Annotated in this window: 21 protein-coding genes, 1 pseudogene and 1 riboswitch; of the genes and pseudogenes, 9 read left to right on the top strand and 13 right to left on the bottom strand. The window is 31.8% G+C overall.

What is annotated here, in order from left to right; genetic code table 11:
• Window positions 1–64: 64 nt before the first annotated feature.
• Window positions 65–358 (top strand): nucleotidyltransferase family protein, encoded by a 294-nt coding sequence (locus ILYOP_RS08285; protein WP_013388087.1) that lies wholly within the window; start codon window positions 65–67, stop codon window positions 356–358.
• Window positions 348–695 (top strand): HepT-like ribonuclease domain-containing protein, encoded by a 348-nt coding sequence (locus ILYOP_RS08280; protein ID WP_013388086.1) that lies wholly within the window; start codon window positions 348–350, stop codon window positions 693–695. The genes ILYOP_RS08285 and ILYOP_RS08280 overlap by 11 nt, the downstream gene beginning before the upstream one ends.
• Window positions 696–1,198: 503 nt before the next feature.
• On the opposite strand, the gene ILYOP_RS08275 is transcribed toward ILYOP_RS08280, so the two are convergent.
• From ILYOP_RS08275 to ILYOP_RS08245, 7 genes are all read right to left on the bottom strand, one after another.
• Entirely contained in the window at window positions 1,199–1,606 is a 408-nt protein-coding gene (locus ILYOP_RS08275) for a GNAT family N-acetyltransferase (RefSeq protein WP_013388085.1), read from the bottom strand.
• A 22-nt stretch (window positions 1,607–1,628) separates the two neighbouring features.
• Window positions 1,629–2,552, bottom strand: coding sequence for an AEC family transporter (locus tag ILYOP_RS08270; RefSeq protein WP_013388084.1), 924 nt, complete (start codon window positions 2,550–2,552; stop codon window positions 1,629–1,631).
• 52 nt (window positions 2,553–2,604) lie between these two features.
• Window positions 2,605–3,033: a MarR family winged helix-turn-helix transcriptional regulator gene (locus tag ILYOP_RS08265; RefSeq protein WP_013388083.1), complete on the bottom strand. Its 429-nt coding sequence runs from the start codon at window positions 3,031–3,033 to the stop codon at window positions 2,605–2,607.
• A 208-nt stretch (window positions 3,034–3,241) separates the two neighbouring features.
• Window positions 3,242–3,646, bottom strand: a complete 405-nt coding sequence (locus ILYOP_RS08260) for a helix-turn-helix domain-containing protein (protein ID WP_013388082.1) — start codon at window positions 3,644–3,646, stop codon at window positions 3,242–3,244.
• Window positions 3,647–3,839: 193 nt separating this feature from the next.
• Window positions 3,840–4,715 (bottom strand): MBL fold metallo-hydrolase, encoded by an 876-nt coding sequence (locus tag ILYOP_RS08255; RefSeq protein WP_013388081.1) that lies wholly within the window; start codon window positions 4,713–4,715, stop codon window positions 3,840–3,842.
• A 257-nt stretch (window positions 4,716–4,972) separates the two neighbouring features.
• The gene (locus tag ILYOP_RS08250; protein ID WP_013388080.1) at window positions 4,973–6,922 is read right to left on the bottom strand and encodes an NAD(P)/FAD-dependent oxidoreductase; all 1,950 of its coding nucleotides are present in this window, start codon (window positions 6,920–6,922) and stop codon (window positions 4,973–4,975) included.
• Between the two features lie 16 nt (window positions 6,923–6,938).
• Window positions 6,939–8,195: an L-lactate MFS transporter gene (locus ILYOP_RS08245; protein WP_013388079.1), complete on the bottom strand. Its 1,257-nt coding sequence runs from the start codon at window positions 8,193–8,195 to the stop codon at window positions 6,939–6,941.
• 177 nt (window positions 8,196–8,372) lie between these two features.
• Between ILYOP_RS08245 and ILYOP_RS08240 the strand changes: the two genes are divergently transcribed.
• The 3 genes from ILYOP_RS08240 (at window position 8,373) to ILYOP_RS08230 (ending at window position 11,272) form a co-directional block, all read left to right on the top strand.
• Window positions 8,373–8,936: a PadR family transcriptional regulator gene (locus ILYOP_RS08240; RefSeq protein WP_013388078.1), complete on the top strand. Its 564-nt coding sequence runs from the start codon at window positions 8,373–8,375 to the stop codon at window positions 8,934–8,936.
• A 293-nt stretch (window positions 8,937–9,229) separates the two neighbouring features.
• Complete coding sequence (locus ILYOP_RS08235; RefSeq protein WP_013388077.1) at window positions 9,230–10,309, top strand: FUSC family protein; 1,080 nt, start codon at window positions 9,230–9,232, stop codon at window positions 10,307–10,309.
• Between the two features lie 489 nt (window positions 10,310–10,798).
• Complete coding sequence (locus ILYOP_RS08230; RefSeq protein ID WP_013388076.1) at window positions 10,799–11,272, top strand: malonate transporter subunit MadL; 474 nt, start codon at window positions 10,799–10,801, stop codon at window positions 11,270–11,272.
• 170 nt (window positions 11,273–11,442) lie between these two features.
• On the opposite strand, the gene ILYOP_RS08225 is transcribed toward ILYOP_RS08230, so the two are convergent.
• Together ILYOP_RS08225 and ILYOP_RS16270 are read right to left on the bottom strand one after the other, a co-directional pair.
• Window positions 11,443–12,513 (bottom strand): Fic family protein, encoded by a 1,071-nt coding sequence (locus tag ILYOP_RS08225; protein WP_013388075.1) that lies wholly within the window; start codon window positions 12,511–12,513, stop codon window positions 11,443–11,445.
• Between the two features lie 358 nt (window positions 12,514–12,871).
• Window positions 12,872–13,012, bottom strand: a complete 141-nt coding sequence (locus tag ILYOP_RS16270) for an integrase core domain-containing protein (protein ID WP_425364871.1) — start codon at window positions 13,010–13,012, stop codon at window positions 12,872–12,874.
• Between the two features lie 170 nt (window positions 13,013–13,182).
• Between ILYOP_RS16270 and ILYOP_RS15815 the strand changes: the two genes are divergently transcribed.
• Entirely contained in the window at window positions 13,183–13,359 is a 177-nt protein-coding gene (locus ILYOP_RS15815) for a hypothetical protein (RefSeq protein ID WP_187288120.1), read from the top strand.
• Here ILYOP_RS15815 and ILYOP_RS08220 read toward each other — a convergent pair.
• A pseudogene (locus ILYOP_RS08220) lies at window positions 13,311–14,437 on the bottom strand (IS3 family transposase). The gene ILYOP_RS15815 and the pseudogene ILYOP_RS08220 sit on opposite strands and share 49 nt — an antisense overlap.
• Before the next feature lie 146 nt (window positions 14,438–14,583).
• Between ILYOP_RS08220 and ILYOP_RS08210 the strand changes: the two are divergent.
• From ILYOP_RS08210 to ILYOP_RS08200, 3 genes are all read left to right on the top strand, one after another.
• Entirely contained in the window at window positions 14,584–14,931 is a 348-nt protein-coding gene (locus ILYOP_RS08210) for an MBL fold metallo-hydrolase (protein ID WP_049774859.1), read from the top strand.
• 145 nt (window positions 14,932–15,076) lie between these two features.
• A complete protein-coding gene (locus ILYOP_RS08205) occupies window positions 15,077–15,328 on the top strand; it encodes a hypothetical protein (protein ID WP_013388073.1) in 252 nt (83 codons plus the stop codon).
• 503 nt (window positions 15,329–15,831) lie between these two features.
• Window positions 15,832–16,395 (top strand): non-canonical purine NTP pyrophosphatase, encoded by a 564-nt coding sequence (locus tag ILYOP_RS08200; RefSeq protein ID WP_013388072.1) that lies wholly within the window; start codon window positions 15,832–15,834, stop codon window positions 16,393–16,395.
• Between the two features lie 181 nt (window positions 16,396–16,576).
• Here ILYOP_RS08200 and ILYOP_RS08195 read toward each other — a convergent pair whose 3' ends face one another.
• The 3 genes from ILYOP_RS08195 to ILYOP_RS08185 all read right to left on the bottom strand — a co-directional run bounded on the left by ILYOP_RS08195 (window position 16,577) and on the right by ILYOP_RS08185 (window position 20,735).
• Entirely contained in the window at window positions 16,577–17,854 is a 1,278-nt protein-coding gene (locus ILYOP_RS08195) for an O-acetylhomoserine aminocarboxypropyltransferase/cysteine synthase family protein (RefSeq protein WP_013388071.1), read from the bottom strand.
• A 97-nt stretch (window positions 17,855–17,951) separates the two neighbouring features.
• Window positions 17,952–18,032: riboswitch (SAM riboswitch) on the bottom strand.
• Window positions 18,033–18,996: 964 nt separating this feature from the next.
• On the bottom strand, window positions 18,997–20,361 hold the full coding sequence (locus ILYOP_RS08190) for a PFL family protein (RefSeq protein WP_013388070.1): 1,365 nt from the start codon (window positions 20,359–20,361) through the stop codon (window positions 18,997–18,999).
• Between the two features lie 95 nt (window positions 20,362–20,456).
• A complete protein-coding gene (locus ILYOP_RS08185) occupies window positions 20,457–20,735 on the bottom strand; it encodes an ACT domain-containing protein (protein ID WP_013388069.1) in 279 nt (92 codons plus the stop codon).
• Window positions 20,736–21,081: the final 346 nt, after the last annotated feature.

Here is a 21,081-nt window from a genome sequence, read left to right as displayed (position 1 = left end):
ATTATAAGTCAGCCCTGGTGTTAATAGATTCAGAATTAGAAGACAAAGTAATAGGGGGTAAGAAATGGAAATGAATGAAATAATTCAAATTATAAAAGATCATGAAAATGAAATAAAAGCGTTCGGAGTAAAAAAAATAGGTGTTTTTGGTTCTTATGCGAATGGAAACTTTTCTGAAAGTAGTGATATAGATATACTGGTTAATTTTGGCGAAGTTCCTAGAATATCAAAATCCTATTTTGGATTGAAATTTTACCTTGAAAATTTATTTAACAAAGAAGTTGATTTATGTAGAGAAAAAGATATCCGTAAAGAGATAAAAGATGAAATATTGAGGAGCGTTAGATATGTCTCGTAAGTGGAAATTAAGAGTAGAGGACGCTTTACAATCTATTTATTATATTCAGGAAGATACTAAAAATATGACTTATGAAGACTTTGAGGATAATAGATTAGTAAGGCAAGCAGTAGAGAGAAACTTAGAAATAATCGGTGAAGCCTTAAATAGGATTCCTGATGATATTCAAAATAAATATCCAAAAATACCTTGGAGAGAGATTATAGGAGTAAGAAACTTTGTAATACATCAATATTTTCAAGTATCCCAAGATATTGAATGGGATATTATAACTAATGATTTGGAAGGTTTAAAGGAGGGTTTAATAGAAATTAAAAATAATGAATTAGAAGAATAGTAATTATCATTGTATCAACTTTTCAATATAAAGTTATGCTATTTAAAGACTATGTGTATAATGGAGGAAAGTTGTTATAAGATTAGCTAAATCTTACATAAATAATATATTTATGGTAGTGATATAGGTTGGTCGTACTTCACTTCCACCAACAAATCCACGACTAAAAACATTTAGTCTTTAACATAAGTAAAGAAGAGGCCTTGAGCCTCTTCTTTTTACATAGTGACTTAGGTGAGGAATAGCTACCTCCACCAAATACTACAAAATAGTAAAATAAGGGGAAAAACTACATATAAAAATTAACTTTTGAATTACAAAATGAAGAGAAACATAATAGTGGTTATTTATAGATATAAGTAGTATACTTGAAAAACTTTAAATCTAATCTAAAAGTGTCTAAGCTTGTTTACTTTAATTTATATTAAAATAAATTAAAAGGTATATCAAAAAAAGTACTCCGAAGAGTGCTTGATCCCAATAAAAATTATACCTAATTGTATTTATAAATTTTTATATTTCATCCCTACTGCATAGGGTGCTGTCATTTTAAATCCGTATTTTTCATATAGGAATTTAGCATTTCCATCTGCAATTAATGTTAGATATCCGTCCTTTGGACCAAATTCTTTATAGTGATTCATCAACCCTTCCATAATTATTCTACCGAGACCTTGACCTTGGTGTTCTGGTAAAACAGCAACATCTGTAATACAGAATGAACATCCTCCATCTCCTATAAATCTTCCCATAGCTACTGCTTTTCCTTCATATACTATATGTACTCCAAACCATGAATTTTTAACAGCCATTTCTCCTGCTGATCTTGTTTTTTCTCCCAAGGTATTTTTTCTTATATTAAGATAATCCTCTACGCTAGGTGTTCCTTTTGCTAGTTCATATTTTTTCATAATTTCACTCCTTTTTTACAATTTATTGATAAGCTATAATAAAAATCCCTACGGTGATTAAAGAAGAGACTGTACCTAAGAGAACCGCACTAGATGTTTCAGTTTTATAGACATTATATTTTAAAGAAAACATTGTAGAGGTACTTGCAGGCGGAAGAGATGCTAATATTACAAGCCCTCCAACTATAGTTTCACCTATATTTAGTATTAAAGCTACAAATACCATTAATCCAGGGGCAATTATGTTTTTAATTAATACCTGAATTAAAATTTCTCTATTAAAAATAATTTTATTTGCCGACATAGTAAGTCCCATTGTGAATAATGATAGACCTGGAGCTATATCACCGAGATAGATTAATATGGAGTCTAACTCCTCAAAAATGGTAATATTAAATAGTGATAGGATTATCCCTAGAATTGGTCCTATAACTATGGGTGTTAAAATAGTTTTTTTTATCTTTACAAGAATACCTTTAATTGTCTTCTTGTTGTTTTTCTTTTCATCTAATAACGACAAAGTTAGTGGCATAAGGATAAAAGAAACCACTAAATTAGAAAGAATTATAAGGACAATAGATTCTTCTCCATAGAGCTTTAACAATATTATTATTCCCATAAAGCTTATGTTAGGTTGGGAAGTGGTTAAAGATGCTAGAGCACTTATTCTATTATTTTTTTTCAAAGAAAATCTATAGATGAAGTAAGTAGCCAGATATATAATAATAAGACATATAGCAAAACCTAATAATACTTGAGCATTAAATAGAACCTCTGCTTTAATCTTTGAAGTAGAAGTCAACAACAATGCCGGAAGACTTATATTCATTATAAGATCTCCTAGTTCCTTAGAAATATTTTTATTTATAAATTTCTTTTTACCTGAATAAAAGCCTATAAAAATAATTGCAAATATTGGTAATAAAATTTTAAAGATTAGAATCATAATTTCCTCCTTGTATACGAATCCGTACACTATAGACAAAAAAATAAAGACATCAGTCTAAATTTTTCCTCATATTTAAAATAACTTTTATAAAAACTTCTGCTTCTTCAGGGGTAACACCTTCATAACCTTTTGTTATAAACTCTAGAGATATTTCTTCAAATCTATCACTGTACTTTTTTCCTTCCTCAGTAAGTTTTATAAAGAGTATACGAGTACTATTATCATAGCAATTTTTTTCTATTAAACCTAAACTTTCATATTTATTAACGATATCTGAAAGAGTAGATTTCGGTTTATTCCAAAGTTCTGCAACCTCTCGATATTCTATTTCTTCCCCTAAAGTTGAAAGGATCATAAATAATCCAGCATGATTCCATTTTATTGGGATATTTTCTTTGAGAATTTGCTTCTTAATATATTTATCAAAACTGCTTCTTAAATGATAAATAATTCCAACTACTCTACTTGCTTTTGTCATAATTCACCTCTTAATTTCATATCTATATAGTATCCGAATCCGTACGTGCTGTCAAGATAATTTTTATTTCCCTATTTTCTTCTAACACTTCTCTTTGCAAGCTCTCATATTTCATTCTTTAAAAATTTACATTATAACCAAGGTCTAAGTATAATAGTCATCTTTATATTTTTCTATTTTTTGGATTAACTTAGAAACTTTACTTAAGCTATGAAGTGCAAGGGATAAGATATGTTTCTAGTCGTGGGCTAGGATAGTGATGAATCACTTCCACCAAGGAATCCACGACTGCAAAGGTTTCTAGAGCCTTTGGGGTATTGAAATAGAGAGAGTAAGAATTTAATATTCTTACTCTCTTTTGTATATTGTGGTAGTCTAAATTTGGATACTTCCAAACTTCCTTTAAAATTCGAATTTCATCTTCACTTAATCCCTTACAAATTGTAATAAGTGCTTCTTCATATAAGGTTTTCAGTTTCTTAACCAATTCATAACAACTTTCTGTAAGAATCAATAAAACAACTCTTTTATAATTCAGGTTTTTTATTAACTTTACGTAATCTTTTCTTTCTGATTTTTCTACGAGATCCTTAACAATGTTGGTTTTTTTCAACTCTTAACGATAATTTTTTTAAAATTACCTATTGTTAAGGAGTAACTAATAATCTCTAAGTTTGGTGTTTAAATGCGGATAAATTTTTCTGATAGTGTAACAGGTATCCTATAGAATTAATGGTTTTAACCTTCTAAATTCGTATATTGATTTTATGATAAAATACAAATTTTGTTTATCAATAATCAAATAGTTATTTTACTAAAATGGCATCATCGATAGACTTATTAAGAGCTTTAAAATAATCATCCATACCAGATTTTCCAAGAATGAAAGGATTGGCTTCCCCTTTTTTTCTATTCCTTGCAGTATCTAAGTTTTTAAATCCATCACCTACAAATAAATGTGCAGTAAGCTCAATAGTTGCTCCAGCCTCTTTAGATTCTTTTTCAAAATGAGTAACAGAAGTTTTATAAGTTAGTTTTTCTTTAGCATTTCTGGGAATACCTGTTCCTCCCCAAAGTACAGCAGTATGTTCCTTACCATCATTTACAATATGGAATATGAAAGAAATTCCACCAGGTGTATGTCCAGGAGTTTCTAATATTTTAACTGTTTTATCTCCCAGAGTTATTTCATCTCCGTTTTTAACATAGATATCTACAGGAGGTTTAGGAGAACGAGAAGAGTTGGGACCTGTTGTTAAAGAATACATAAATTCAGCATCAACCTTTGTCATAACTACTTTAGCTCCAAATTTATCTCTTAAATAATTAGCACCTCCGTAATGGTCACCATGTCCATGACTTATAAGAATGTATTTTATTTCTGAGGGATCTAATCCAAGGCTCTCCATTCCATTTATAATGGTTTCAGCATCATGGTCATCCCACATGGAATCAATAAGAATAATTCCATCTGAAGTTTTTAGTACCCATGCCACAACACTAACACTTCCTACACAGTATAGGTCGTCAAAAACTTTTGTAGGCTCTAACGGATTATTATTGTGAAGAAGTTTCATTATATCCGCTGGTGGTTCCGAAGCCATTGCTATCTCTGAAACATATGAAAAGATAGTGACTGCGGTAATAATACTAAATATAACTTTTTTTAAAATCTTGTACATAAAAGTCCTCCAATATTTTTTTATAATATATATCCCATTAAAAATAATAGAATTTTGAGTTCAAAACACCTAGAAGGGTCACTATAAATAGATTGATGCATAAATCTATTATAGAATTTCCTATAGTTTCAATTATGTGATCGATAAATTCCTGACTTTTACCTGATTATATTTATCTACATATCTGCAATGACAGCAAATTTCAAAGTAAAAGAGTAGCTGACATTGGACAGCTACTTTATGGTTATTGTTATATTTTAAATATCTAATGCTGCATGGTGACCTTGATAAATAGCTGTTGTAATTGTTGAAACTTTTACACAATCACCTATTTGAGAAACCATTAATGCTGAATCCCATAATTCATCAACACTTGCTCTTCTTGATTTTTGTCCTAATGCACATACAACAGTTGTTCCGGAAACAAATACTTCTTTCCCTTCTTTATTTACACAAAGAACTCCATTTTCACTAACTTTAATAGCTTTATGACTTTTAAAAATTGCTATATCGCTTTTATCTATTTCAGCTAATAAAAGAGGTCTGTGACGAATATTTGCATCAGGTGAGAACTCTTCATTCATTTCTACTAGACTAACTTTTTTACCTTCTCTAGCGAAATGGATAGCGGCCTCGCATCCTGCAAGTCCTCCTCCTAAGACAATAACTTCGTCAGTCACTCGATCTACCTTCTCATGGTAGTCATTTATTAATATAGCAGTATCTCTAGTTAATCCTTCAATAGGAGGTAAGAATGGCTCTGAACCTACTGCAATTATAATTGCATCTGCATTTTCTTTATCAGCGTATGCTTTATCTACTCTAGTATTAAGACGAATATCTACCCCTGCATCTTCAGCTAATTTACCTAGAGTAACACCCAATTGATACATTTCATGTTTAAATGGAATTGCCTGCTCACCTATTAGTATTCCGCCTACTTCTGAATTTTGCTCACATAAAACTACTTCATGTCCTCTTTTTGCTGCAGTAATTGCTGCTTTAAGTCCACCTGGACCTGCTCCAACAACTAATACTTTCTTTTTAACTGGTGCTGGATTAATTTCTAAACCATCACTTTCTCTGCCGATAATTGGATTTACAGTACAACGTCTAGTTCCTGTTTCAGCTCTTTCCGCCATACATGTGTAACAACGTAAACAGTGGATGATATGCTCATCTTTGTTTAACATTACTTTTTTAGGAAGCTCAGGATCAGCTAATAAAGCTCTTGCCATCTCAACAACATCAGCTTTTCCAGACGCTATAATTTCTTCCATCATTTCAGGATCATTTAATCCACCAATAGTTGCAACGGGAACACTTACGTGTTTTTTAATTTCTGCAGCTAAATAAACATTTGCTCCATGTGGTATAAACATAGAAGGGTGAGTTATACCAAATCCACGTTGGTATGTACCTGCAGAAACATGAAGTAAATCAATTTTACTTTCTACTAATTTAGCAATTTCTATACCATCTTCAAGAGTATATCCACCTTCAAAAAGTTCAGAACCACTCATTCTGAGTTCAATAGGGAATCCATATCCAACAGCATTACGGACACTATCTAAAACTTCTTGTAAAAAACGCACTCTATTTTCTAATGAACCACCATATATATCTGTTCTTTTATTAAAATGAGATGAAAGGAATTGATTAATTAACCATCCGTGACCGGCATGAACCATTATCATTTCAAATCCGGCTTTTTTAGCTAATGCTGCTTTTTCTCCGTAAGATTTAACAATATCATCTATTAATTCCTTTGTAAGCTCATGCACTTCTCTTCCATCAGGACGGGTTCCTGCACTTGGTCCCCATTGTCCCATACCTTGTTTTTTTTCTTTATCCACAAGATAAGTTCCTGCATATTGTCCTGAATGTGATAGCTCAACACTTGCAATTGCACCGTGACGACGGATTGCATCAGCTGTATAAGTAAAGCTTGATAAAGAATCAACAGTTTGTAGATCTAAGTGATACATGTGAGAACCTTCAGTTTCAGGGTGGACTACCAGTTCACTTACCGTAACGTTTGCTGCTCCCCCTTTTGCCCTATTTTCATAGAACGCTGTAGAAGCTGGCCCTACTGTACAATCTGCGGTTATGTCTGTCCCGCCCATTGGAGCTCCAAACATTCTATTTCTAAAATATACATTTCCTAGTTTAATCGGCTTACAAAGATTAGGATATTTTCTTTCCATTATTAAATTCCTCCATTTATAATTTATTTTCAATAGACACTGCTACGTTATTTGTACTTTTGTTTACTACACGATAAATAAAAGTTAGAATGAGGCCTGCAAAACTGAATCCCATTGCAATTAGAAAAGCAGAATTTGTCATTTTAGCTACTTTTACCATAATTGTAGGTCCAACATAACCTGCAATAGCAAATCCTATAAACATTATCCCGAAGTTCACACTATTGTTTCTAGCACCAAACTGATCGGCTGTAAATCCAGGAAAAACTCCCATAAATGATCCAAAACATATCCCTATAATTGATATCCCTATGTAGAAGGTTGTAATATCTCCTTCACCAGAAACATATAAGAATCCTGATCCGATAATTGACAAAACACAAGCTGATGCAAGGGTATTGATTCTACCTATTTTATCTGAAATAGAACCTGCAAGAACTCTACCAAATACATTAAACAAAGCTATTGTTGATACGGCAGCGGTTGCAGCAACCGGGGACATTCCTATTAATTTTTTAGCTAAGGGAGCCGCCAAAGGTATAAACATGAGTGCAGCAAACCCACCGCAAGTCAATAAAAGAAGCATTACATAAAATACAGGTGTTTGTAACATTTTTTTCCAATCTTTATCAGTTTCTATACCGCTTTTGTTATTTGATACTGGTGGTGTCCAGCCTTCAGGAACAAAACCAACCGGACATTTATCTATAAAGAAAGCACTTGTACACACAATGACAGTAAATACAGCTCCAATGATTTTAAAACCAGCTGTAGCACCAGTTTGGGAAATAATAACCGCTGCTATTGGAGGAATAATAACTGAACTTATACCAAATAAGGCAGTTGTAACTCCACCGACGAATCCACGTTTGTCTGGGAAAAATTTAATTGAATTACTGATAGTACATCCGTAAACCATTCCAAGACCTAATCCGGTGAGGAGACCATAAGACAATATCAAAGCTCCAACACTTTTGGCAAATCCTGATAAAATCATACCTCCACCAAACATAAGTCCGCCCACAAAAATTACAATTTTAGGTCCAAAAGTGTCATTGACCTTTCCTCCACCGATCATAGTAACCGGTCCGACTGAGTTAGCGATAATGAAGACAATTGATAAATTAGCAGGAGTAAGTGCTACTCCATTGAGTTGAGTCAGATGTTCTGCCATAGGGCCAGCAAACACACTCCATGCGTATAAAGAACCTATACAAAGGTTGATGAAACAACTTGCGATTAACACAAGCCACCTTTTTTTTGAATAATTCATAATAAGCCTCCTTTTAATTTTTGATTGTTATTTTAGTAACAATCATTTATACCATGACTTTGACAACATGTCAATACAGACATGTTGTCAAAGTCACAATTTGTTTGTGGTTTATACATACAAAATATGCTATAATTGCAATGAAAATCGAGATTAAAAGTCTAAATAGGGGTGATCATGAGAACTTTAAAATATGCAATTTTAGGACTTCTTAATAAAAAAGATATGACTGGTTATGATATAGCAAAAGAATTTAAATATGAATTATTCAAATTTTGGCACGCAAGACACAGCCAAATTTATCCAGAATTAAAACGTCTTGCAGAAGAGGGGTTTGTAACTTATGATATTAAAATAAGTGGAGATATCTTAGAAAAAAAACTATATTCTATAACTGAAAAGGGGCAGAAAGAACTTTTGATCTGGTTGCATAAAGATGAAAATATTTCACAAACTCCAAAAGATGTTTTTAGATTACGTATGTATTTTTCTAATAATTTAGATTTAGAGTCAAGAATTCATCTTCTTGAAAATCAAAAAGTACAACATAAAGAGAAGCTCGATATACTAAAAAAGACAGCAGAACAGTATTCTGAAATTCCTGACCATAATACTGATCGTTTCGGTGATTTTATTGTCTTGGAGGGAGCTATTATGAGGCAAGAAAGTGTCATTAAATGGCTTGATAAGTGTATTGGTTATTGCAAAAAAGCTCAAAAAGAGGAAAAGAAAAATAAATGATTTAGTAAAGGCATGACATAAATATTTTTTAAGTTAAGTATAGAATCGGTATATAATGAAAATAGTGATACTAGAAGTGTCCCTGATTAATATGTGGGTAAAGTAACGAAGGTGAGTTTATTGACCATGATTTATGTATGATATTTTAAAACTTTCACCACATTCGAAACTTATAATGAAAAATACCAGTGGCTGACTAAAAACATATTTTTTGTGATGCTAAAAGGTATCCAGACAAAGTTATAATAAATTTTTATAAACTTTAAAATAATAAGGGAAGGTGAATGTAAAATATGTTGAATTTTTTCAAAGGAAAGTTTAAATCTATTTTTGTATTAAACAAAAATAAAATTAACTTCCATATACCATTAATATTAACGTTTCTAATGGGAACATTTTTTACAATAGGATTTTATCTCAATAATATCAAGGCAGGATTAACAGCATCTCTGGCAGGATTGATACTAGTTTATTTTCCAATTTATGCAACAACCGGAGAAAGAATCATAACATTATTAGCCTGTTCATTTGCTTTTATTTTTTCATATGCTTTAGGACTTATGTTTAGTTTTAATTATATAATTTCGTCTATTGTATTTGGAATGTATTGTGGAATTATTCATTGGCTAACATCTTATTTAATGGTAAGACCTCCAAAGAGCTTTTTTTTTGTAATGATAGCTGCTACAGCAAGTTGTATTCCACACAGACCCGATAAAATAGCAGAAAGCTTAGGATTATTTGCCTTAGGATCTATAATAGTTACTTTTGTTGCTTTTGTTTATAGTATTATTGTGAACAAAAATAAACCCTCAATAAGTGGAAGAATATTTCATGTTAATTTTAAATATAATCAAGATACAGATTTATTAGAAGCAATAATATTTGGAATATTCATGTTTATTTCATTATTGGTAGGGCATCTATTAAAGGTAGTTAATCCATACTGGATTTCAGTCTCATGCGTAGCAGCATTACAGGGAGCATCTAAGGACCATGTGATTCAAAGAGTGACCCAAAGAATAGCAGGAACATTTATGGGGTTAGGTCTGTGCTGGATTACCTTAATATTTGCTAATGAAGATATCAAATTAATACTGATTTCTATAGTAATACTCCAGTTTATCCTTGAAGCTACAGTTCAAAGGAACTATGCTATTGGAATTATTTTTGCTACACCTTTAACAATACTACTTGCAGATGCTTCTACTTTATTTACAATGAGCACAACAACATTTATGAAATTAAGATTATTTAATACTCTTATTGGTTGTTTAATAGGCGCACTTGGTGGAGTGGTAATTCATCATGAAAAATTGAAATATGAACTGAAAAAGAAATTGAAGTTATTGGGGATTGGCTCACTAAATTAGAAGGTCAACATAGATATTTTTGTATTTTAAAGACTAATTACAAAAGCAAAATAGTTTAAGTATTAGATTTATTATAGTAAATAAGATTTTAATTAAGAAAAGTCAGCAAATAAAAAATTAGATCCTTTTGGAAGTCGGAATAGCTAGAACTAAGAGGATTAAAATAAAGATACCGACATTTAAATAAAAAAATTGACTTTTTAAAAAAAATGTTATAAAATTAACTTGAGAGACAGAGTGTATTGTAAACGAACTTTTTAAACAGCAATAGACGTTTAGTATGTTTTTAGAATTGAAGTATCCGAGATTTTATTAAATTATTTTTATTTAACAAACAAAAAATATAATATAGTTATACGAGATTACGAGAGTAGGAATTTAAGAAAAAATATGTTTTATATTTTTTCTTATGGTCTGCTCTTTTTTTGTTTGAAATATGATTTTTAAAAGTTGTTGTAACTTAAAAAATAAATAGTAAGGAGGAAATGTATGGAAATTTACGGTTTGGCATTTGTAGGTCTTTGCATGTTTTTAGGATCCACAATAGGAGTTACTCTAGGGAAGATTTTAGGTATCAGTGGAAATGTCGGTGGGGTAGGTTTTGCAATGCTTATTATGGTTATAGCTACTAATTACTTAGAGAAATCTGGTAATGGATTTAGCGAAAAAACTCAAAAAGGTATACTTTTATTAAGTAGTCTTTACATTCCAGTAGTGGTAGCAATGTCAAGTATTCAAAATGTAGTGGCGGCTATAAATGGAGGTGCAGTGGCCTTTTTAGCTGGTGGAATAGCGACAATAGGATCTCTGTTTTTAATACCAATTATAATGAAACTAGTAGGAGGTAAAGATGGATATACTGATAGCGTTAATGAAAAAGTATGGAATGGCAACACTTTTTTAGACAACTTTTTTAAGGTTATTCATTTTGTACTCTACTGGTGTTTGATCTTAAATGGATAGTTTGACAGTTTTCTTAAAGTCATATAAAAATCATAATATTTCAGCCAAGGTCTAAACGTAATAGCACCTAGATTTTAACCACAAAAAGGCACTCTTCGGAGTGCCTAATCTTTTGAATATTATATTAATTCATTTTGGAAAGGTATAAATTAAAAATAAACTTCTTTGTATTAACTTCCTTTTAAAAGATTGAAAAGATGGACGTTTATATATATAACTTCTCTTCCAACTTTCTCACTTTTTAAAATTCCAATTTCTTCTAACGCTCTAAGATACTTAGTCATAGTTTTTCTAGTAGCGAAACCCTGTTCAACAAGGTGAGATCCCTTAGTATAGGTCTCTGTAAAGATAAATTCTATTAACTCTTTATTATATATTTTAGGAAGTTTATTTTTTACTTCTTGGGTTGTTATGTCCATAAGACTTTTAATATTCTTGGCAAGTTCTAAGGTATCTCTGGAAGTAATTTCAATGGCTTTTAAAATATATAAGACCCATTTCTCCCAGGCTTCATTTATTGTAACTTCTTCTAGAAGTTTATAGTATAATCCTTTATTTTTGATAATATATGAACTTAGATATAGTATCGGAGATTCTAACAGTCCTTCTTTGAGAAGATAAAGAATATTAAGAATCCTTCCTGTTCTTCCGTTTCCATCATAAAAAGGGTGGATAGCCTCAAACTGATAATGAGATATAGCTAGTTTTATTAAGGGGTCGATATCAGTTTCTATATTATAATATTCTTCTAAATTTCTTAATAGCTGCCTTATAAGTTCTTCTCCTGACGGAGGAGTGTAGATTACTTCATCTGTTAGTGCATTTTTTAGAGCTGTCCCTGGAATTTTTCTGATCCCACCGCTATTATTTTCAAGAGTTTCTTGAATTTCTATAATAAGATTGGTACTAATAAACCCTTTTTCTTTTACTAATTCTACTCCTCTCCATAAGGCAGTTCTGTAGTTTAAAACTTCTTTTGTGCTTGGATCAATTTTCTTTTCATCAATAGCGATTGCTTTGTATAAACTGTCATTAGTAGTAACTATATTCTCTATTTCTGAACTGGCTTTTGCTTCCTGCAGAGCTAATGAACTTATTAGTATTTCTTTATTGGGTATTAATTCTGAATATGCTTTTAATTCTGCAAGAGCTCTACTTGATTTGTTCAGCTGCTTTAATACTGAAACAGTTTCTATATCTATTTTAGGTGGCAAAATTTTTAAATCATTATTAGGTGTCATCTTCTCCTCCAAATGGTAAAATTAATGATAAATTACCATAATCATTTAATATGAGTTAATTATACCACTATATTTTATGAAATGGTAATTTTTTTATTTTTTTACCATAATATATTTTTTATGAGTAATAAAGATTTTAATTGGAGGTTTGTGGTAGAATTTATTTTTTTTACTTAAATACACATTACTACAGTTTATTAAAAAAAAGAATAAACCTTTAAAACAAGATTTATCCTTTAATTTATTATGTTATTTAATTCAATGATATATGGTGGGTCGGTTTGTCAAACAGTTTCTCCATTTTCCTAAGCAATTTTTTTGAATGTTAAATTTGAGGTTTCATATGCTTCACTTGGAGTTAAATTTCCAGTGAGCTATGACACCTTTCATCGTTATAATATTCAATAAACCACTTTATACCACTATATAGGCTCCCTCCTCCTTTGAATTCATACAAAAATAGAAAATCATACTTTATCGTCCTCCAAAACCTTTCTATCCATATTTGTTTCTAAATTCAATAAAACTATACTTAAAAGGACACTTAATTTTTGTTGATTGATGGGATTATATCACGTGCTACACATGAAGATATAAAAAAACTGAAGTGTTTGATGTTAAAAAAAATTATAAACTAGTGTTAGTTGGCTAACACGTTGGAGGTGAAGGATGAAAAAGCATATTGTTCCTTTGATGAATAAAGTAGGTCATCTATCTTTAATAAAATCTCATGCTAAATTAGATAAACTTGGTCTATATAAAGGTCAACCACCTCTTTTTGGAATGGCAACACTTTTTCAGACAACTTTTTTAAGGTTATTCATTCTGTACTCTACTGGCGTTTGATAACCAAGAGAAGAATGGATTCTATGGTTGTTAAACCAGTTAACATAATCTAATAATTCATAATTTAATTCTTCTAAGGAATCAAAATAAATTCCATTTATAAATTCTGTCTTTATGGTTTTGAAGGTTGCTTATGCCACTGCATTATCATATGGGCACCCTTTCATGCTTAAAGAACGCTTAATATTAAAGGTTTCTAGCGTTCTTTTTATTAATTGATTATTAAATTCATTTCCACGGTCCGTATGGAAAATTTTAATTTTTTGTAGGTTTCCCTTCACTTTTGAAAAAGCTCTTGTTACTAACTGGGCATCTTTATTTTTCCCAGAGCTATAACCTATGATTTCTCTGTTAAAAAGATCTATTAAGACACAGATATAATTCCAGGCCTTACCTACCCTGACGTAGGTTAAATTGCTAACTACAATTTGTAGATGATCCTTTTTGTTAAAATTACGTTCAACTAAATTAGCTAACTTTTCTTCATTGACTTTGTCGTAATGTTGCTTAAAATTTGCAATTGTATATTTTGATATCAATCCATTTTGTTTCATAATTGAGCTTATACGTCTTCTGGAAACTTTATGTCCCAGTTTAAAAATCTCAAATTTTATTCTTCTAGTTCCATAGTTTCTTCTACTATCTTCAAAAATATCTTTTATTAGTTCTATTAGAAGAGAGATATTATTTTTAATTTTAGACTTGTAATAATATATACTTCTAGAAATTCCAAGGACTTGGCACATTGCTGATACAGAATATTTGTGAGAATTGGCTTTAATCACATCTACTTTTGTCCTAAGATCAGCGCCGCCTGCTTTAAAATATCATTCTCCATTTCAAGCTGCTCGTTTCTCTTTTTAAGAGCACGAAGTTCTTTTTCTAATGGATCAATATTATCTTCTGTTTTAAAAGAGCCAGTATTATCAAACTGCTTGATCCAGTTATTAAGAATAGAAGGAGAAAGGTCATATTCTCTGATGATTTCACATTTTCTTTTTCCGTTGAGATAAAGTTGAACAATTTGAGTTTTAAATTCTTCATTAAAGCTACGTCTCGACTTGGTTTTCTTGGTCATTAAAATACCTCCGCATAATATTTTTATTTATTTTATATGACCTTAAGAAAACTGTCCAACTTATTGTAGCCTATCCAATAACGACCTTAAAGGTTCCTCATACTATTTATACTATAGCTTACAGATTTGAATACCTTGGGGTTTCTGTGGTTGTAACCGGAGATCTAACGTATACTGATTCATTAGCTTTATTTGCAAAGAATGCGGATTTTATGGTTATAGATTCTGGTGGAATGATCATGGATAAGGGTAGAGAGAGATCAGAAGAAGTTAGAAAGAAGAGTAAGTCAAAGGTTTCATCTAGAGAACGTGCACATTTAAATTTAGATGAGTCCAGTAAAATACCTGCAGATGCAGGAGTAAAAAGTCTTGTCTATACTCACTTTACTAAAGGGGTAGTTGATGAGAAAGCTAGTTTAGAAAAAATAAATAAAAACTATAGTGGCAAAGTTATATTTGGAGAAGATTTAATGAAGTTGAAGATATCTGAATAAAAAATATATATAGAGAGCATATATTAAATTTAGTGTAAATTTAATATAATCTTCTGGAATCTAAAAAAGGAAAAACTGATATTTTTTGAACAGTACTTAAAACAAAATTAAAAAAAATTCATAAAATATAGAAAGGAGTATTTGTTTGGATAAAAATAGTTTTTTAGAAGCAAGAAGTATAAAAGAAACATCGAAACATTCTATAAGAATATTTTTGTGGAGTTTTCCATTGAGCTTTGTAGGTATATTGCCTATTTATATGTTTCGTATAGATAGCTTTGAAGTTCTTGACCTATTAAAAATGAGCTCATTTGTGGGGATGAGAGCATCTTTGTTCTATATTTCTATAATCGCTTTCGGGTATCTTTTTAAATGTAATATTAGTAAATCAAAATAAGTATAGGGGAAAGAGTTTAAAAGAGATTTTGAGGAAAACAGCTTTAAGTTTTTTATAATTAAAGGAGATATAGAGAAAGTAGTATAATGAATTTGTATCGGTATAACATATGAAAACCCGAAAGTAAGTATTTCTATTTTAGAGAAAAAGATGACAAGTTTCGTGTAAGAACTAATACAATAGCACATAGGAAAAAAATCTTATGTGTTTTTTTTTATATCCAAATTTTTTTACTCTTTTTATAAAATCAAATTTGACCTATTCCGATAAGAGGAGGCAGATAGATATAGTTGTCATTGGAGAGTCTAATAACTAAAATATTCAGAATTGATTGTGTTTTGGTATGCATATCCCAAGATTCAAAATCCCATCATACCGCATTTTTTTAAAAAGCTTGTTTTTATTTGAACCTAGAAAATACTTTTTAGATTTGATAAAATCTCCTATGGAAATAAACTTATTATTCTTATGCTATAATAAGTTATGGATTGGAGGGTTTGATTATGAAAGAAATTGTTTTTGTTACTACCAATAAAGGTAAAATAGCCTCAGCACAGGAATATCTGAATACTACTAAACTTATTCCTTATAATGCAGAACTTATAGAACCTAGGTCTGACGATATCCGAAAAATAGCAAAGGAAAAAGTAATTCAAGCGTATAATATAGTTAATGAACCGTGTATAGCATTGGATGCCGGGTTTTTTATAAAAGCCCTAAATGGTTTTCCCAGAGCCTATGTCAATCATGCTTTGGAGACCATTGGAGTAGAAGGAATCCTGAAGTTAATGGAAGATAAAACGGAACAAGAATGTGAATTTAGGTCTTGTCTTGCCTTTTATGATGGCAGCCATATGGAATTTTTTGAAAGTAAATCCTCTGGGACTTTATCTAAAAGTATCAGAGGGCAAGATTCTCATAAAAAATGGTCTGATTTATGGTATGTCTTTATTCCGAAAAATTTTGACAAAACTTTAGCTGAGTTTTCAGAAGAAGATTTTGCAAAATATCAGACATTAAAAGAGGACTCGGCCATAAATAAGTTTGCCCAGTGGTATGAAAAATAAGCATGAAAAGTTTCAATGAATTGCGGCATAAAACCAAAATTAAAACTTTGTATTCTGAATAAAAAATATTAAATTTCAGAAGAAATTAATGGTTTGCTGAAAGCTTGAAACAAACTCAGATATTATTTTATTAATAATAAATAAACAGCCGGGAATTTAATTCCCGGCTGTTTATAATTTACTATATTTTTTCCAAGGCTTGATTGAAATCACTAATAATATCTTTGATATTTTCAATTCCCACTGAAACCCTGATAAGGTCGGGGCTTACTCCTGCGGCAATTTGTTCCTCTGACGACAGCTGTCTGTGAGTCATGCTGGCTGGATGAAGGACACTTGTACGAACATCTGCAACATGGACTACAATTGCAGCTAATTCAAGACTATTCATTAATTTTTCTCCTTCTTGAGATCCACCTTTTACACCGAATGTGAGTACTCCACTACAACCCTTTAGATATTTTTTTGCACGTTGGAAGTGTTTATGACTTTCTAGTCCTGGGTACTTTACCCAGCTTATCTTAGGATGATTCTCAAGAAATTCTGCAAGTTTTTGGGCATTTTCACAATGTCTGTCCATTCTCACATGAAGGGTTTCTAGTCCTAAATTTGATAAGAAGGCGTTCATTGGGCTCAGATATGATCCTAAATCACGAATCCACTGGACTCTGGCTTTAATGATAAAGGCCTGGTTTCCAAAATCACGAGTATAGATGACACCGTGATAGCTTTTGTCAGGCTCGGTGAATTCTGGGAATTTTCCGTTACACCAGTCAAAAGTTCCACCGTCAATGATCACACCGCCTACACTTGTTGCATGTCCGTCAATATATTTGGTAGATGAATGAACAACAATATCTGCTCCAAGTTTTAAAGGCTGGCACAAGTATGGAGTTGCGAAGGTGTTGTCTACTATTAGAGGTACTCCCATTTCTTTTGCCAGTGTTGATAATTTTTCAAAATCTAGGATGTCCATTGCAGGATTAGCAATGGTTTCTGCAAAGATTGCCTTGGTATTAGGTTTGAAATATTTTTTAAGTTCTTCCAAAGGAAGCTCTGCATCAACTAAAGTCGTTTCTATTCCCATCTTTTTTAAGGTATTTGTGAATAAGGCCACAGTCCCTCCGTAGAGAGCTCCGGCTGCTATAAAATGATCACCAGATGAAGCAATATTTGTTATGGCGATTGTAGAAGCATTCTGACCGGAAGAAGTAGCCAAAGCTCCCACTCCGCCCTCCAAGGCAGCCATTTTTTTTTCGTAGGCATCACAAGTAGGATTACTTATCCTAGAATACATATGCCCCTCAGCTTCTAGATCAAAAAGTTTTGCCACGTCAGCAGCAGTGTCATATCTATAAGTTGTGCTCTGATAAATAGGAAGTACACGGGGTTCACCATTTTTCGGCTGCCATCCGCATTGAATAGTTTTGGTTTCCAGAGACCATTTTTCTTTACTCATATATTTTACCTCCATAAACGAATTTTTAAAATTTTTTATAAAAAAAAAGACCTCAAATAAGAGATCATTTTATGCAAGAGACTGCTTTATTTATCCCCCCTTATCTATTTAGCACAAACCATAAAAGTAGGTTGCTGAGGTGTCAAAGGATCAATCCCTCCCCCTCTCTAGATAAGAAAATATTTGATTATAGTGATTCTATAATTTTTAAATTTAAATGTCAAGGTAAAATTTCAGTTCCCTTTGAGAAGTGTTTTTCCATACTATGGGTTATTTATAGCTTTACTTTGTGAGCAACATAAATATTCCCAAGGGAGATAGATGCTGCGAAATAGAATATATATTAAGGGCCCCAGAGTCCCCAGGCAAGACCACTCAAGATAGCGCAGGTAATGATGCTCATACCCAAGGAAAGAGAGGGGATAACCTCTGAAGAATCAATTGCTATATTTTTCAAGTACACCGTCCTGATGAAACTCATCTGGGTGGACATTTTATCAATAACTACCATGAAATATCCTAACAACACGGGTCATTCTGTCGTTGCCAGTGCACCGGAAACATAACCTGTCGTCAATAATCCAAATAATAGGCAGACTACCACAAAAGAGATTCCGTCGGCATATAATAATTTCTTGACGCCGAACCTGTCCGGCCATCGTTCCAAGGCCGGAATAAAGAAAATCCCGATAAAGGCTCCTCCAATTGATAAAAGAGCCAAGGTGTCTGCTTTTTTCCCCAAGATTTCAATTAATACCTAGGGGCAATAAAGCCATAAACTAACATAATCTGCTTTTGGACACCGTACAAGATAACCAATATGTAATAAAGTTTATATTCTTTTCTAAATAGGCTGTTGCAAAAGTACGGTATAATTTTTAGCAACTTTGCAACACCTTATGAATTCAGTTGAAAGTATAGGGGATAAGAAAAATAATATCCTTAGTCCCTTCCATTACAGAAATCCTATTTTCTTAAGAAAATTAGGTTTTAAAGAAAAATTGGAAGAATAAAAGAAAGGACGTTCAGTTTAGTTAAACGAACGTCCTTTTAAAATTTTTATCAGCATTAATTCGCGGTAAAAATATCTTTTGACTCTACCTTTTCAGATTTTTACTATCTACTACTTACTACTTCTCTCACTAGTTTTTCATAGCTTGAATAGGAGGCGCAACTTTTCCACCTCTGTTGATTAATGTAGAGCAGTTTAATGAGTTAACCGGCATAATGTCAGCTTCACCAAGAAGTCCTCCAAATACAACTCTGTCTCCAACAGTTTTACCGGGTACAGGAATAACTCTTACAGCCGTTGTTTTGCTGTTAACCATACCTATTGCCATTTCGTCACCGATAATTCCTGAGATTACATAGTCAGGAGTTTCTCCTGGAATAGCAATCATATCAAGACCTACAGAACAAACACATGTCATTGCTTCAAGCTTTTCAAGTGTTAAATATCCTTTACTTGTAGCAGCAATCATTCCTTGATCTTCACTGACAGGGATGAATGCCCCAGTAAGTCCTCCGACTCTTGTAGCAGCCATAGCTCCTCCTTTTTTCACAGCATCATTAAGGATTGCCAGAGAAAGAGTAGTACCATAAGCTCCTACAGATTCAAGACCAAATTCTTCTAATATATTACCAACACTATCTCCAACAGCAGGAGTCGGTGCCAATGATAAGTCAACTATACCGAAATCTATTCCTAATTCTTTTGCAACTTCTTTACCTACTAATTCTCCCATTCTAGTAATTTTGAAACTTACTTTTTTAATAGTTTCAGTTATTTCATCAATAGGAGCTTTTTTATCAACTTTTGCAAGGGCCGCCCTCACAACTCCTGGTCCACTTATACCGAGGTTAAGAATGATTTCAGCTTCTCCAACACCATGGAAAGCTCCAGCCATAAATGGATTATCACTTACAGCATTTGTAAAGACTACAAATTTAGCTGCCGCTAACCCGTCAGTGTCTTTTGATAATTCAGCTAACTCTTTAACAGTTTTCCCCATCATCCCAACTGCATCTAAGTTGATTCCTGCTTTAGTCGAACCGACATTTACAGATGAACATACTCTGTCCGTTGTGCTAAGAGCTTTTGGGATAGATGCAATAAGTTTTTTATCTGCAGGAGTAAATCCTTTTTCTACAAGGGCACTAAATCCACCTATAAAGTCAATTCCAATCTCTTTTGCAGCCTTATCAAGTGCTTCAGCAAAACAAGTATAGTCCTCTGCATCTGTAGCTCCTCCGATTACAGCGATTGGAGTAACAGATACCCTTTTGTTAACAATAGGTACACCATATTTTGCAGCTACTTTATCAGCTATTTCAACTAAGTTTCTTCCATATTTTATGATTTTGTTATAGATATTTTCACATGTTACTTTGTGGTCTCTGTCTATACAGTCCAAAAGGCTGATTCCCATTGTAACTGTTCTTACATCAAGGTTTTGCATATCAACCATTTGAATAGTTTCCAATATTTCATTTGCTACTATGTGCATTACATTCCTCCTAAAAAATTAAAGTAATAATTGACAATGGAAAATTAAAACAATTTTATTTTTAAAATTATCAATTGCAGATTTTCGATTACCAATTAAATTCTGTGCATTGCTTTAAAAATATCTTCATGTTGAACATAAATTTTAACGCCTAATTTTTCTTCTAAAGGAGATAATTCTTTTTTCATCTCGTCAAAGTTTCCTTTGAATTTTTCCACATTAACAAGCATAATCATTGCAAATATCTCATTTTCAAAAATAGTTTGAGAGATATCAACAATATTGGCATCTAAATCTTGAAGTTTTTTAGTTACTCCGGCTACAATTCCAACTTTGTCATTTCCGATTACAGTTACTACAATTTTCCCTTGCATAAATACTTCCTCCTAATGATTTAATATAGATTTAAAAATTTTACATAAATCTATTTTTTTAAATTACTGATAAAATTATCTACAACTAATCACTATTTTACATATTCATTTTAACTTAAATCTTAAAAATTTACTACTTTTGATAAAAAAAAAGAACAGTTAAACAACTGTTCTTAATTGTGGAATTAAAGGATATAAAAAATTTGATTCGGAAATATTTACTGGGAAGTTAAAATGGATGGGCTTCAAAATTCAAAATGCAGAGAGTGTACCATGAAAAAGGCAATTTGTCAGAGGATTTAAAATTTTTGATGAAATAATGAATTATATAACCTAAGTTGCTACC

Source organism: Ilyobacter polytropus DSM 2926 (assembly GCF_000165505.1).
GTDB classification, from domain to species: domain Bacteria; phylum Fusobacteriota; class Fusobacteriia; order Fusobacteriales; family Fusobacteriaceae; genus Ilyobacter; species Ilyobacter polytropus.
The sequence above is the reverse complement of the archived record's forward strand: the minus strand, read 5'-3'. Positions and strand labels throughout refer to the sequence as shown.